We start from the raw sequence: 13,362 nt of genomic DNA on the forward strand, positions 1-13,362 counted from the left end.
GAGGTTGGGCGGACACGGCGGGTCATGATGGCACCGGATCCGGATGGCGCAGGAGACGATCGAGCACGCTGAGCTGGGTGGTGAGCCGGAACGGGCCGAGGCGCCGTAGGCAGTCGGCGATCAGGTCGGCGTGGTCGCTGGTTGCAACGATCTCGGCGAGCCAGCCGACCCGGTCCCGGACGTCGGTGGCCTGCCTGGCGTGCAGGCTCACCGGTACGAGTTCGGCGGCGCCGCGGACGCTGGTGGGCAGGAGCGGCACGCAGCCGGCGAGGACCGCTTCGAAGATCCGTTGAGTGACCTGGCCGGCCTGGGCATAGCGCTCCGGAAGCAGCAGCACGGTGGCGAGCGCATCGGCGTGGATCTCGGCGACCTGGGGGAATGAGACCCGGCCGATGAAGTTGAGGCCGGGCCAGCGGCGGGTATCGGTCCACTTGCCGGCGATCAGGTGCGGCAGGTGCATGGCGGCGGGGGCGAAGAAGGTGTCGAAGGCGTCGTCGCGGTCGTACTGGTTGCCGACGTAGACCAGCGGCATCGAGCGACGCTGGCCAGCGAGTTTGTCGGGGTCGGTAGCGTCGAGGATCGTGTCGGCGATGGGGAAGAGCAGCGTCGTCGCGCCGGGGCTCGGGCGCAGGGCCGGTTCGCAGACGGTGACGTTGCTGCTCTGTCGGAGCGGGTCGGCCGGGTCGAGCCGCCGGTCCTTGTCCCAAAGGATCGTCGGGGTGCCGAGCCGGTGGGTGTAGTGGGTGACGAGTTCGGCCTGTCGGTGTAGGTCGCAGGTGTGTCCGGGCCGGCCGCAGGGGGTGGTGTTGCGGCCGGGGATGGGCCAGCGCCATTCGAGGAACAACGCGTCGAGGTCGGGCATCCCGGCGTCCCACCGGTAGCTGCTGCTGAGGTCGAGACCGGCGTCGCAGAGGTCGCGGTTGGGCTGGAGGAACACGATGTCGTGTCCGGCCTGGCGTAGCCCGTCGACCAGGGGGCTGCGGTGGCTGCGTCCGCCGTCGGGGGTGTCGACGACGCCGGGGCCGAGGAATCCCCAGAAGCTGTACCCGATCAGCACTTCGTCACCCACCAGCCCTCGATAAGCAGGGCGTCCAGGCCGGTCTCGAGGAGGCAATCGAGGGCCATGTCCGGGGTACCGCAGATCGGTCTGCCTTTGATGTTCAACGAAGTGTTGATCAGCACCGGATGTCCGGTGATCTCGCCGAACGCGGACAGCACGCTCGCGAGAAACGGGTGCTGCGTGCGGGTCACGGTCTGGACCCGCGCGGTGCCGTTGCCGTGCACAATCGCGGGCAGGTGGGTCCGGGTCAGCTCGGTGACCGGCGCGGCGATGGACATGAACGGCGAGGACTGGCGGAGCCGGACGTAGTCGGCAGCCTTGTCTGCGAGGATCACCGGGGCGAACGGACGGAAGGGTTCGCGGAACTTCACTGTGCCGTTCAGTCGATCCACGACCTCGTTTGCGAAGGGCGAGGCGAGGATGGACCGGTTGCCCAGCGCGCGTGGCCCGGCCTCCAGCCGGCCGGTAAAGAGTCCGACGATCACTCCGTCGGCGAGCTGCCGAGCGAGGTGCTGGACCGGGTCGGCCGGACGTTCGGCGACAAGACCAGGCCGTGGTTGGCCCGACAGAGCCAGATCGGGGTACGCCGGGCCGAGGTAGCAGTGCCCGCCGATGCCGGTGGGTGGGCAACGGGTTGCCTCGAGCCAGGCGGCTGCGGCGGCCCCGATCGCGGTACCGGCGTCTCCCGGCGCGGGTGGGATGTGGACCTCGTCGACGATGCCGGCCCGGGCGACCTGCCCGGCAGCGACGCAATTCATCGCGACGCCGCCGCCGAGACACAGCAGACCGGAGCCGGTCAGGCGGGCGGCTCGCCTGGCCAGGTGCAGCATCACCTGCTCGGTGCGTTCCTGTAGGGCGGCGGCGAGGTCGGCGTGCACCGGTTCGACCGGCGCGTCCGGTGGGCGAGGCGAGCAGGTGGCGGAGGTGAACACCGGGCTCGTCCGGCGGTACCGGCTGGACAGGACCCGAAGCGGCAACAACCCAGGATTGAGGGCGAAGCCGTCCGTGGTCAGCGGGATCGCGCGGGACATCAGGTCACCGAAGCGTGCGGGTTCGCCGAGGGCGGCCAGCGCCATGACGGTGCCCTCCTCATCGCCGCGACGCCAGCCGAGGTGTTCGGTCACGGCGCCGTACGCGTAGCCGAGCGACGCCGGGTCCTTGACGGCAGCGGCCAGGCGGAGGTGAAGAGTCTGCTCGTCGCGGTGCGCGGCGTGCCAGATCGTGGTGGTTTGCAGCTCGCCGAGACTGTCCACGACCAGGACCGCCGCGTCGTCCACGCCAGCGGACAGGAAGGCGTAGAGGGCGTGTGCGCGGTGGTGCAGCACGGGGACGAGCCGGGCGAGCGGGAAGCGTCGCGCCAGGTCCCGCATGCGCGCCTGGTAGCGGCGGTGCACGGTGAGGAAACTGCGTGAGCGGGCGACCGCTCGGCTGCGGGTCGCGGCTCGGGCCAGGTGCGCGGGAAACTGGCCGAGTGCTGGCAGGTAGCGGCGGCCGTCGAAGTTGTACGCGACCGTCGTCACCTCGTTCGCGGTCAACCCGGCCTCGTCGAGGAGCCAGGCGACGGCCTTGGTGGGGTACGCCTTGCTGTGCTTGACCCCGTCGAGGCGTTCCTCTTCGGCGAAGCCGATCAGGTGGCCGTTGACCAGGAGCGCGGCGGCGGAGTCGTGCGTGTAGGCGCAGAGCCCGAGTACCACCTCGGCGCCTCGTGCGGATCGTCGCGCGATCATCGCGGGTCCCCGACCGTGGTTGAGGTGAGGTGGTCGTACCAGCTCGACAGGGCGGCACCGAGCGGATCGGGGGTGTCGGCGGCGAGCTTGCGTGCCTGGTCGCGCTCACTCGACTTCCAGGCACGGTAGCTGGCGAGCGTCCGGCCGAACGCGTCCCAGGTCGGGCCGTCGCCAGAGCCGGTGTTGCCGGAAATCACGCGCTGGAGGAGAACATCGAGATCCGGCCAGGGCACGGCGATCGGGTCCAGTTCCGCCGTGCCTACGGTGCCGTGCAGGGAGGCGGTGGCTGCCTGCGAGTTGTCGGCGTACAGGTGTAGGGAGTCGACGTGATGGTGGTACTCGCCCAACTCGACGCCGAGCCAGCCGGCCATCAACTCCTGAATCAGGGTGGTGGTGAAGATGTCGTACGGGAAGCCGAGCCACAGGTCCTGGCTACGCATGCTGGTGTGCATGATCAATCGGCCGTCCCGGATGAAGAACCGGTAGCCGAGGGTGCACGGCACGTCGCGGTAGCCGCGATGGTCCCGGGACGGGTCGTAGAGCTGGATCACCCCGCGCCGCGACTCCGGGTCCTCGTGCAGTTGCCGTCGTACCGCGTCGAGCTGGTCGAGCCGGCCGTCCCACCGGCGCAGCCGTGGCCCGTACGCGCCGCGTAGCACGCCGTCGTCGGCGTAAGCCCGCAACCTGTCGTTGTAGTCGAAGATCCATGGGGAGTCGGAGCCGGAGAGGATCCAGAGTGCCTCCGCGACCGCGAAGGCGGGATTGATCACCCGGACAGGCGGTACGTCGACAAACCGCCGCCGAGGGTTGGTCAGGCACAGGTGTGCGCCGATCACCTCGGTCGTGGTCAGGTCGCGGGGGCATGCGGTCCGGCCGTTGAGGAGTACGGCCTGGCAGGCGGCGGTGAACAACTCACTCGCCGAGCCGGCGGTTAACACGATCATGGGCAGGCTCCTTCGCGGAGGTCAGGAGGTGAAGGCGGCGAGTCGGTCGCGGGAGAGGTTGACCAGCCAGGTGGCCTGGCGGGCGAGGCCCTCGCGGAGCGCCACGGTGGGCCAGTAGCCGAGCAACCGGCCGGCGCGGGTCAGGTCGGCTGCGGTCCCGGGTACGTCGCCCGGTTGGACGGTCACGACCTTCACCGGCACTTGGCGGCCGGTGACCTTGGTCGCCTCGTCGATCACCGCGAGCATCGACACACTCGCGCCACCGCCGACGTTGACCACCACCGCCTGGGCGTCGAGGTGTCCGGCGGCGAGGGTCGCGGAGACGACATCGCTGACGAAGGTGAACTCGCGACGTTGGCTGCCGTCCCCGAACAGGGTGACCGGAAAGCCGGTGTAGGCAGCAAACAGGATTCGGCCGATCGCCATGTCGGGTCGCTGCCGGGGCCCGTACACGGTGAAGTAGCGCAACGCGACGACGCTGAGCGGGCTGTCGGCTCGTCGGGCGTAGGCGAGACAGAGTTGCTCGGCGGCGAGCTTGCTCACCCCGTACGGGGAGACCGGGCAGGTCGGGTCGTCCTCGCGGCTGGACCGGTCAGCCGGGCCGTAGACGCTCGACGACGAGGCTACGACCAGCCGGCGTACGCCCCGGCGGGTGCAGGCATCGATCAGTCGGTGGGTGCCGAGGACGTTCGCCTGGGTGTAGTCGACGAACTCGCGACCCCATGATGACCGGACGCCAGGCCGAGCGGCGAGGTGGAAGACGGTGTCACAGCCAGCCACTGCCTCGTCGAGCTGGTCGGTCGCCAGGTCCAGGCAGTACGGCGTGAACAGCGGACTGACGGTGGCCCTCGCCAGGTTCTCGTTCGCGAGGGCGTGCTCGCCGAGCCGGCGACGATCCAGGCCGACGACCCTGATTCCTCTGGCCAGGAGGGCGTCGACCAGATGCGAGCCGATGAACCCGGCCGCGCCCGTCACCAGCACCTGAGCCATCATCGGCGTCCGTCAGTCCGAGGCTGCTGCCGGATCAAGAAGCCCGCCGCCTCTGCCGGTCCTGCCGGACTGGCGGCAGGTCCGCCAACGCGAGCGGGCAAGCGCTGCGCGTCCTCGAACCGTGCGTTCCGCAAATACGTTGCCACAGGTCCTCCAGGGTCATCGAAATGATGGGCGGGGCGGCGGCCAGCAGGTCATGCGAGCTCGCTCCAGCCGACTCGATGGCCGCCGCCGCGCCCGAGACCCGGCGGCCCGGTCGTCACGGCGCGGACCGTCGCATCTCTCGATAAACAGGTTGGTCGCTGCCCGGCTTCAGGTTGAAGCCCTCGCCTGTCAGCCGGCGTCAGCAGACACGGCGCGCCGCAGGGCGAGTACAGGCAGCTGACACCTCGATAGGGTTCGGACATGAGTACCCAGGCTCGACGGGCAAGTGAGTGGACCATCCACGGCGAACGGGTGGTCGACGACACCAGACGCGCCGTCCTCGGCATCGCCGACGTCGAGTTGCCCAACGGCGTCCGGTTCGAGCAGTACGTACTCCGGGTACCGCCCGCCGCCATGGTCGTCGTCCTCGACGACGATGAACGCGTACTCATGATGTGGCGGCACCGGTTCGTCATCGACCGGTGGGTCTGGGAACTCCCCGGCGGCTACCTCGACCCGGACGAGGATCCGGCTACGTGCGCGGCCCGAGAGGTCGAGGAGGAGACCGGCTGGCGACCGCGAACGATGGAGCCGGTTCTCGGGTTCCAGCCGATGGTCGGCACCATCGACCAGCAGAACCTGGTCTTCCTGTCCCGGGGCGCCGAGTCCACCGGCGCGGCACCCGACGTCAACGAGACCGAGCGGCTCGGGTGGATCCCGCTGACCGAGGTGGAACAACGCATCCACACGGGGGAGATCGTCGGCTCGGGGTCGGTCGCCGGCCTGCTCGCCGTCCTGCTTGCCAAGGCGAACGGACGTCTCTGACTAGACAGGCTGAAGAACCGGTCGCACCCGTTCAGAGAACGCCCGCACCTCAGGCAGTCCGACGTGCGGCGCAAGCCGAGCCGCGAGGGCCGCGAGATAGTCGCGCGACCGGACCGACCCAAGTCCTTCAGCCGCCTCGACGGCCTGTACTCCCACCGAACCGGCCTGCTCGATCTCCCCGGACTGGGCATGGGCGACGGCCAACAGGGCGAAATTGAACTGCCGCCCTCGTGCAAACTTGCGACCATCCATCTGCAGCGACCGCTTTGCGAACCGCGTGGCAAGTTCACCACGGCCGAGCGCGGAGAAGCAGTGCCCGAACTTCGCCGCCAGGTACGACTCGTCGAAGTAGCCGATCCACTGCGGAGCGCTGGTGCGGTCCGCACGGTCGAAGGCGCGTTCGGCCCGGTCAAGCGCGTCCGCGCAGGCCGCCTCGTCACCCCCGACGGCATGGCCCTGCGCCTCTAGGACAGCGGACTCGGCTTGGATGGCACCCACGCCGGCTTCGGCAGCGGTGCGCCCTGCGGCACGAGCTAGATCGACCGCTTCCGCCGAGGCGCCCAGGTAGGCCGCCTGATGGCTCATCGCCGCGAGGATCTCCGCGCCAAACGGTTGGTCGCCGGCTGCCGCGGCCAGTCGCAACGCCTGGACCAGGTACCGCTGCGCCAAGCCATGCATGCCGACGTCGTAACATGCCCAACCGGCGAGTTGGGTAGCTTCCGCTGCGGCGGAGAAAAGGGCGGCACCGGTGCGGGCGTCGTACCGGCCCTGCAGCATGGGGGCGACGTCGGCGTTGAGGAAGCGGACCAGCCCGTCACGAACGTGCGCACCGCCGTACTGGTTGTCCAGGGTTCGGTAGACGTTCGTGATCTGTCGGACCGTCTCGACGTTCGGCGCGCCCACGAGACGATCCCCGTCCCCGGCCGGTCGTTCATCAAGCCGTGTGGTCAACCACCGCAGCGCCGGAGTGAGGAACAGCGCCGCGCTGAAACCCGTACCCACCAGCAGATCTCGCCGTTGCATGTCTTCCCGCCAGAGCTTCGTCGCGACCACCACGCCATGTCGCCAGTCCGGCGCGAACTCTAGCCCGGTGCCCGGTACACCAACCTGCTCGGCAGACGGTGCGAGCCGTCCGCCGCTGTCGGCTGACACCGTCCGGACAAGGGCGGACAGTTGCCCACCAGCGTCCAACGCGGCGTCGAGCAAGGTCACCACGGACAGGCTTGGCCGTTTGCCGCCGGCCTCGAGGTCCCATAGGTATCCATGTGAACAGTGGACTTGCTGCCCGAGCCGGCGAAGCGAAAGCCCTCGCCGCTCGCGTAGCTCCTTCAGTCGTTGCCCGAAGGTCGGGTCGACGGCGACGATCTGTCGCGGCATGACACGCTCCTCAGCGGAGGTCGTGATAGTCCGGTTGCCGCCTGGCTGGCGGCGACAACGTGACTTGACCGTACCCGCTGGAAGGTGACGACGCGATCACGAAACGTATCGGCTGCCGCTCGATTCGACGATGTCCGTCCGAATGAGAGCGCTTCGTATATGAACCCGATCTGAGTGGGCTGGCCGTCGACGCCTTGGACATCGTCGTCCGCGCCGAGGTTGCCACCGGTCGGGCCGCCCTTCCCGGTGGTTACCGGCCGAGTCGTTGTGCTTGCGGACGAGGTCGGGGAGCTCGGCCAGGGAGCCGAGCTGCAACAGGCAGCGGTCGATGAACCTTGTTGTCGAGGATGTAGCCCCACGGGCCACGTCGGACCAGCGCGGTCGCGATCCCCGCCTGCTGTGCCCTCTGCTCTCAGCTGGATCAACGTGCGCCCCAAATCGTCCGGCGAGTCAGTGCTCGGGGTGCCCTCTGCGACGGTGGCGATCATCCTCCGTCTCACTTTTTGAGATCGAAGGCCATGCGAGCCAAGATTCTTTAGACCTGTTCAGGCGGGAAACCCGTCCGGACTGGTACCGACGCGGTTTGACCAGTCCGGAGGGGTCCGGCTGAGTCCGGAGGCGTCATGATCGGCCGCCGATGCGGCTGGTTGACAGGGTGCTGGTGGTGGAGGCGTACTGGGATGCGTGCGACCGCTTGGCCGGTCTGCCTTCCGGGTTACCCGGTCGGTCTGGTGGCGCTCCTTCGGGCGCGTCGCCGATCGTTGCGGGCTCGGGAGTGGGGTAGGCCGTCGATGGTCATGAGTGACAGGGGGAACGCGATGAAGGATTCCTACCCGGCTGGTTGAGCCGCTGGTGTGATGCCGCGCCGTTGGTGGCTGAGTCCGTCTGCGTGCCCTGTCCCTGAATTGCGTTCGACCAGATCTGCCTTGAACACCGGGCGCTTGCCGGTTCGGCTTCCTCGTCGTCGCACGTCTTCTGCGCGTCCTCGCTGGTCAGGGTCATCGGTTGTTGGCTCTGCGTGGTGACGTGACCGCATGGTCGTCCCGGCTTCGGGGCGGCTCGTTCGTTGACAACTCCACAGTGACGTTTGCGCTGTCTCGCCCTCGGCTGGAGGGCGCTCCGCTGCTGACACTGCCCGACGGCGCCGCCTGGCGCCCGGTGGGCAGGGTCAGTGGCTTCCATCCGACGTCGGACCGCCGGCGTCGGCGACTTACTCAACAAGGAGTTCCGTTGTTTTCCATGCTTTCGACCGCTGCCGTTGCTGGTGGCGGTGACAGTTTCCGGCTTGGCCCCCGTTCGGGGGTCAGGCTTGCCGTCCGGGTTGGGGTCGGTCTTCACCCGGACCCCCGGACGGACCCCTGGTTCGTTCTCACACCGCAGGTCGACCGGTCTGTCAGTAGTGGTCGATTGTCCTGCGACAGACCTGTCCTGGTCTCGGGTCTCTCCCCCTGGGGAGGCCGAATGCTTATCGGAGAGGAGGCGACGGTAGATGGATGATCCTGTTCTGCGGGTCCAGTCGCAGATGACCGCCCGTGATCGGGTGTTGCTGGGCTGGCTCTACGACCACGGGGTGCTGACCTCGTTCCAGATCGCGCATGCCCTGTTTCCGTCCCTTGATTTCTGTCAGCGCCGGTTGCGGACGTTGTACCGGTTGCGGTTGGTGGGGCGGTTCCGGCCGCAGCGCGCCGACGGTGGCTCGTACCCATATCACTACGTCATCGATCAGCTCGGCGCGGAGGTCGTGGCCGCTGGCCGTGATGAGCGGCCACCCCGGCGTGATCACGCCCGGGTGGAACGGCGCCGCTGGACGTCGAGCCGCGCCCTGGAGCACCGGCTCGGCGTGAACGGCTTCTTTGCCGACCTCGCCGGCTACGCCCGCACCCACCCCGAGGCCCGCCTGGGGGAGTGGTTGTCGGAGTCGGCGTGCCAACGCTCGGGGATGTTCACCCGGCCGGAGGATCCGGGTCTGGTACGCGCGTATCAGCCCCGGGTACGCCCCGACGGCTACGGCCTGTGGCTCGTACGAGGTGTCGAGGTGCCGATCTTCGTGGAGTTCGACACCGGTGGTGAGCAGTTGTCGGTGCTGACCCGCAAATTGGTCGGCTACCGGGAGTTGTTCGTCAGGCTGGGGCGGGCGTGGCCGGTGCTGTTCTGGCTGCACTCCGCCGCCCGGGAACGCAACCTGCGCCTGCTGCTGGCCGAGATGCCGCCGCTGGTGCCGGTCGCCACCGGAGCCCGCGACCACGCCACCACAGCGGGCCTGTGCCCCGCTGAGGCGGTGTGGGCGGTGGCCGGCGGCGACGGACAACGACTGACGCTCGCCGACCTGACGGTCGTCGACGACCGTGACCGGGCAGGGGAGGTAGCGGCGTGAGCCTTGACAGATCACCGAACGCCCTCCGGACACGGTCCGCGTACGGGACCGCAGCGGGGTGGTCCTCTTGCCGGTCTGTCAGCGTCGCACCGGAGGCGGCTGACAGACCGGTGACAGAACCGGAACGCCCTGACAGTGCGAGAGCAGAGGTATCGTCCCGGCCCTCATCCTGCGGGTCTGCGGTCCACGTCTGGGTCGGTCCACTTACGGTCCCGGACCGGCTCGCCGGGACCACCCGTCGGCTCGCCCGGTCCGCGCGGCCGGGTGGACCGGGAGCGCTTGTGGTCCGGTCCGGGGAGGTGGTCCGCCACGGCTGCATCAGGTGACCCAGATGCCCGCTCGGGACGTAGCCGGGCCGAGGGCTTCGTCCAGGTCGTGATCATGCTCGCTATCGGTGGGGCGGCTGGTGCGGCCAGCTTCAGCCACGTCCGCGACGTCGCCGCCGCTCACGGCCAGCCGGGTTGGTTGGCCTGGGCGGACGCGATCGTGCTGGAACTGATGTCCATCGCCTCCGGACTGGAACTCCGCCGCCGCAAACGGGCCGGCGTCTCGACGGTGTTCCCGGCGACGGTGCTGGCCTGCGCGGTGACGCTGTCCCTCGCAGCGCAGGTCGTGGAGGCCGAGCCGTCACCGATCGGCTGGATCGCCGCAGCCGTGCCCGCGCTCGGCTTCCTCGTCATGGTCAAGATCGCCCTCGGCTACGCCGACACCACAACCGCGTCCGCGCAAGCAAATGCCGACGCGCAGACTGTCCCGCCGGTGGACCAGTCCACCGCCAACCCGTCCCAGTCCGACGGGGACTACGACAGCCGGTCCCCACGACCGGCTGCGGACCGAACCCCGCGCACACCGACCGTCCATGACACCAGCAACCACGATCACATCGAGCCGGACCGTCCCCGTACTGGTGGACCCGTCCACCGACACCGGGGCGGACCGTCCACCCACCCCACCGACGAATTGCTCGCCATCGCCAGACGCACCCAGGACCAGCTCGCCGCCGAAGGCCAGCCGCTGACCCGGGCTGCCCTGGCAGCCGCGCTGCGCTCCACCGGACACACCGTGTCCAACACCAGAGCATCGCAGCTACTGAAGATTCTCAAAGCTGAACCGCCCTCGGCGTCTCCGTCTCGTAACGAGGCAGCCGGGGGACCGGCCAGGGACAGCGCACCACCGACAAGGCCGGCACCCGCCGGTGCTCCGCCCGCTACCGCACTCGCATCTCAACAGCTTCAACCGCAGTCAGGAGACCCAACCCCATGAGCGCCAACACGACCTCAACCCAAGACACCCAATTGACCAGCGCACACCCCGCGACCAGTACTCCGTGGACCGCCGAGCGGATCCGCGCGCTCGGCGCCGCCACCACACTGCCCACCGCCGCAGCCGTACTCGGCATCAGCCGATCCCAGGCCTACCGACTGGCGGCCACCGACACTTTCCCCACACCGGTGATCCGGGCCGGCACCCGCATCATCGTTCCGGTCGCCGGACTCCTGCGACTCCTCCTGCTCGACAGCGCCACCCCGACCCCCGACGACGGCCGACGACTTGACCCGGTCGCGGTGCTGAGCGTGGATGCAACGACCCCGTCACCAGCGGACTACAACCGTCACCGCTGGCGGCACCACGCCGAGCATCCAGGAGGCGATGAATGAAGGGATCTACCTTCAAACGCTGTGGATGCCGCGACACCACCACGGGCCGACGACTGGGACGCTCCTGTCCCCAACTTCGCCGGTCCGGCGGCGGCTGGTCACGCAACCACGGCCAATGGCACTGGCAGATCGAAGTACCGGCCCGAGCCGACGGCACCCGCCGCCCGCTCCGCCACGGCCCCTACACCAATCAGACCGACGCCGACGCCGTCCTGGACCAAATCCGGGCCGCGCTCGCCGTCCCCGATCCCACCGACCCCCACGTCACCGTCAAGACCGGCGACCTCATCGAAACCGCCGTCAAGACCGGCGCGCCCATCCCCACCCCGGACCAGATCCGACGAGCGCTGCACCTGGACATCACCCCGACCGAACTGCCGACGATGTCCGTCTACCTCACCGAGTGGCTCGCCGGGCGAAAGAACATCAAGAAGGGAACGCTGCGCTCGTACGAGGGCCACGTCCGGCTGTACCTGATCCCGTACCTCGGCCACCTGCGCATCGACCGGCTCCGCCCCGGCCACATCGACGCCATGCACGACGCCATCGACGAACGTAACACCACCATCGGCATCCTTCGCGCCAGCCGCGACCAGACCAAGCGCGACCAGGTCAAGAACCAGCGCATCGTCGGCCCAGCAACCCAACACCGCATCCACGCCACCCTGCGCAAGGCCCTCAACGACGCGATGCGCCGCCACCGACTCATCGACACCAACCCAGCCCTGATGGTCGAACTACCCCCGGCCCGGCCACCGAAGCCGACCATCTGGACCGACCAACGCGTCAAGACCTGGCGCGACACCGGCAAGACCCCCAGCCCCGTCATGATCTGGACCCCCGAACACACCGGCAGATTCCTCGACCACACCCACGACGCCAACGACCGGCTCTACGCCCTCTACCACCTCATCACCTTCACTGGCCTACGCCGAGGCGAAGCCTGCGGCCTGCACTGGGACGACCTCGACCTCGACGCCCACACCCTCACCGTCCGCTGGCAACTCGTCCAACACGGCTGGGCCACCGCCATCGACACCCCCAAAACCACCGACAGCGAAGCCGCGGTCGCTCTCGACACCGAAACCGTCGCAGTACTGCGCGCCCACCGCACCCGCCAAAACCGCGAACGCCTCGCGGCCGGTGCGGCCTGGACCCCCACCGGGCTCGTGTTCACCACCCCGACCGGTGGTCGGCTCCACCCTGCCGACGTCACCGACCACTTCCACCACCTCGCCATCCAAGCCGGACTACCACCCATCCGACTCCACGACCTTCGGCACGGCGCCGCCACCATGGGCCTTGCCGCCGGCGTCCAGATGAAGGTCATCTCCAGCCGGCTCCGCCACTCCAGCCCACACTTCACCGCCAAGTTCTACGGCGACGTCCTACCCGAGCTCTCCCACGCCGCCGCCGAGGTGACAGCGGCTGTGGTGCCTCGACGGCGGGGTGGCGGAGCGAAATCGGCATAGCAAGCCGTACTCACGGTAGACGTTCCGGGAGTGGCCTTCGCCGCCGCCGCCCGCACCGACCCCCACGTAACTGCGGGTTCGCTCGTGCGACTGGAGCCCTCGCCCCATTTGGAAGGTTAACTCTGTCTTGAGCTGCGGGATTGGTGAAGGGGTTGCCTGCCCAGATGGGGCTCGAACCGCGAAGCGTCGATCGGGCACTAACTTGAGGGACCGACTGCGTATCCAAAGCAATGCGATTTTATGTCGGTAATCAGACTGAGGTCGCCACTTGGTCATCTGTGGCCGTCTGGATGGCCGACCTGCCGACCCGGGTTCTCGATATCCGGTTGCGAGCCACGGCGCTAGATTCGTCGGACCGTCGTGACGATTGAGGGGAAAAGTGGCATACCGATTCAATGCACCGCCGAACTGGCTAACGCTGCCTGTTGGATGGGTGCCGCCTACCGGCTGGACACCAGATCCCACCTGGAGTCCGGCCCCGCCCCCAGACGCCTTCTGCTCCCGTAGTCGGCCCACAGCAGGGCGGCGGAAGTCCGGGAGATTCTTCTGTTCGGTGGCCGGGGCAAGGCGTGTGAACTGGCTGTGGAGAATGCCCAGCTCCGCAGCGAGCTGGACCATGCGCGCGTCGAGCTGACGGGCCTGCGGGCGGAGCTCCGACAGCAGGTCGTTGTCACCGAGGAGGCTGCACTGCTGCAGGATGCCGCTCAGCGGTGTCGGCTCACCGTCTCTGGCCCCAGCCTCGGCGCCGACTGAGCCCACGATCCGCCCCTTCGAGGAGGCCTTAGACTCTG

11 protein-coding genes and 1 pseudogene are annotated in these 13,362 nt (G+C 68.7%); 6 read left to right on the forward strand and 6 right to left on the reverse strand.

All coding sequences use genetic code 11. From position 1 onward, the window contains the following. Positions 1-22 precede the first annotated feature (22 nt). Genes H4W31_RS15685 through H4W31_RS15700 form a run of 4 tightly spaced genes read right to left on the reverse strand, consistent with a single transcriptional unit; the run spans position 23 to position 4,724 of the window. On the reverse strand, positions 23-1,069 hold the full coding sequence (locus H4W31_RS15685) for a CgeB family protein (RefSeq protein WP_318783220.1): 1,047 nt from the start codon (positions 1,067-1,069) through the stop codon (positions 23-25). Then, complete coding sequence (locus H4W31_RS15690; RefSeq protein WP_192767334.1) at positions 1,051-2,787, reverse strand: carbamoyltransferase family protein; 1,737 nt, start codon at positions 2,785-2,787, stop codon at positions 1,051-1,053. Before H4W31_RS15690 ends, H4W31_RS15685 begins: the two co-directional genes overlap by 19 nt. Beyond that, positions 2,784-3,731: a thymidylate synthase gene (locus tag H4W31_RS15695; protein ID WP_192767335.1), complete on the reverse strand. Its 948-nt coding sequence runs from the start codon at positions 3,729-3,731 to the stop codon at positions 2,784-2,786. Before H4W31_RS15695 ends, H4W31_RS15690 begins: the two co-directional genes overlap by 4 nt. Before the next feature lie 21 nt (positions 3,732-3,752). Next, the gene (locus H4W31_RS15700) at positions 3,753-4,724 is read right to left on the reverse strand and encodes an NAD-dependent epimerase/dehydratase family protein (RefSeq protein ID WP_225945546.1); all 972 of its coding nucleotides are present in this window, start codon (positions 4,722-4,724) and stop codon (positions 3,753-3,755) included. A 402-nt stretch (positions 4,725-5,126) separates the two neighbouring features. On the opposite strand from H4W31_RS15700, the gene H4W31_RS15705 reads away from it, so the two are divergent. Then, the gene (locus H4W31_RS15705; RefSeq protein ID WP_192767336.1) at positions 5,127-5,690 is read left to right on the forward strand and encodes an NUDIX hydrolase; all 564 of its coding nucleotides are present in this window, start codon (positions 5,127-5,129) and stop codon (positions 5,688-5,690) included. On the opposite strand, the gene H4W31_RS15710 is transcribed toward H4W31_RS15705, so the two are convergent. Both H4W31_RS15710 and H4W31_RS44260 read right to left on the reverse strand, forming a co-directional pair. Beyond that, the gene (locus H4W31_RS15710; RefSeq protein ID WP_192767337.1) at positions 5,691-7,067 is read right to left on the reverse strand and encodes a helix-turn-helix domain-containing protein; all 1,377 of its coding nucleotides are present in this window, start codon (positions 7,065-7,067) and stop codon (positions 5,691-5,693) included. It lies immediately after the preceding gene. A 255-nt stretch (positions 7,068-7,322) separates the two neighbouring features. Continuing rightward, positions 7,323-7,470: pseudogene (locus tag H4W31_RS44260) on the reverse strand (haloacid dehalogenase); the annotation flags it as partial. A gap of 1,086 nt (positions 7,471-8,556) precedes the next feature. Here H4W31_RS44260 and H4W31_RS15715 point away from each other — a divergent pair. From H4W31_RS15715 to H4W31_RS15735, 5 genes are all read left to right on the forward strand, one after another. Further along, positions 8,557-9,441: a replication-relaxation family protein gene (locus H4W31_RS15715; protein WP_192767338.1), complete on the forward strand. Its 885-nt coding sequence runs from the start codon at positions 8,557-8,559 to the stop codon at positions 9,439-9,441. Between the two features lie 381 nt (positions 9,442-9,822). Continuing rightward, positions 9,823-10,704 (forward strand): DUF2637 domain-containing protein, encoded by an 882-nt coding sequence (locus tag H4W31_RS15720; RefSeq protein WP_192767339.1) that lies wholly within the window; start codon positions 9,823-9,825, stop codon positions 10,702-10,704. After that, positions 10,701-11,099: a hypothetical protein gene (locus H4W31_RS15725; RefSeq protein WP_192767340.1), complete on the forward strand. Its 399-nt coding sequence runs from the start codon at positions 10,701-10,703 to the stop codon at positions 11,097-11,099. The genes H4W31_RS15720 and H4W31_RS15725 overlap by 4 nt, the downstream gene beginning before the upstream one ends. Further along, complete coding sequence (locus H4W31_RS15730) at positions 11,096-12,571, forward strand: tyrosine-type recombinase/integrase (protein ID WP_192767341.1); 1,476 nt, start codon at positions 11,096-11,098, stop codon at positions 12,569-12,571. Before H4W31_RS15725 ends, H4W31_RS15730 begins: the two co-directional genes overlap by 4 nt. Before the next feature lie 582 nt (positions 12,572-13,153). Then, positions 13,154-13,324 carry a hypothetical protein gene (locus H4W31_RS15735; protein WP_192772825.1) on the forward strand — a complete coding sequence of 57 codons (171 nt, stop codon included), beginning with the start codon at positions 13,154-13,156 and terminating at the stop codon, positions 13,322-13,324. Positions 13,325-13,362 lie beyond the last annotated feature (38 nt).

The organism is Plantactinospora soyae (genome assembly GCF_014874095.1).
Lineage (GTDB): Bacteria > Actinomycetota > Actinomycetes > Mycobacteriales > Micromonosporaceae > Plantactinospora > Plantactinospora soyae.

Bases quoted from the DNA above. Each gene is read 5' to 3' on its own strand.
- H4W31_RS15690 (WP_192767334.1), bottom strand. From the start codon at position 2,787: ATGATCGCGCGACGATCCGCACGAGGCGCCGAGGTGGTACTCGGGCTC.
- H4W31_RS15695 (WP_192767335.1), bottom strand. From the start codon at position 3,731: ATGATCGTGTTAACCGCCGGCTCGGCGAGTGAGTTGTTCACCGCCGCC.
- H4W31_RS15700 (WP_225945546.1), bottom strand. From the start codon at position 4,724: ATGATGGCTCAGGTGCTGGTGACGGGCGCGGCCGGGTTCATCGGCTCG.
- H4W31_RS15705 (WP_192767336.1), top strand. From the start codon at position 5,127: ATGAGTACCCAGGCTCGACGGGCAAGTGAGTGGACCATCCACGGCGAA.
- H4W31_RS15710 (WP_192767337.1), bottom strand. From the start codon at position 7,067: ATGCCGCGACAGATCGTCGCCGTCGACCCGACCTTCGGGCAACGACTG.
- H4W31_RS15715 (WP_192767338.1), top strand. From the start codon at position 8,557: ATGGATGATCCTGTTCTGCGGGTCCAGTCGCAGATGACCGCCCGTGAT.
- H4W31_RS15720 (WP_192767339.1), top strand. From the start codon at position 9,823: ATGCTCGCTATCGGTGGGGCGGCTGGTGCGGCCAGCTTCAGCCACGTC.
- H4W31_RS15725 (WP_192767340.1), top strand. From the start codon at position 10,701: ATGAGCGCCAACACGACCTCAACCCAAGACACCCAATTGACCAGCGCA.
- H4W31_RS15730 (WP_192767341.1), top strand. From the start codon at position 11,096: ATGAAGGGATCTACCTTCAAACGCTGTGGATGCCGCGACACCACCACG.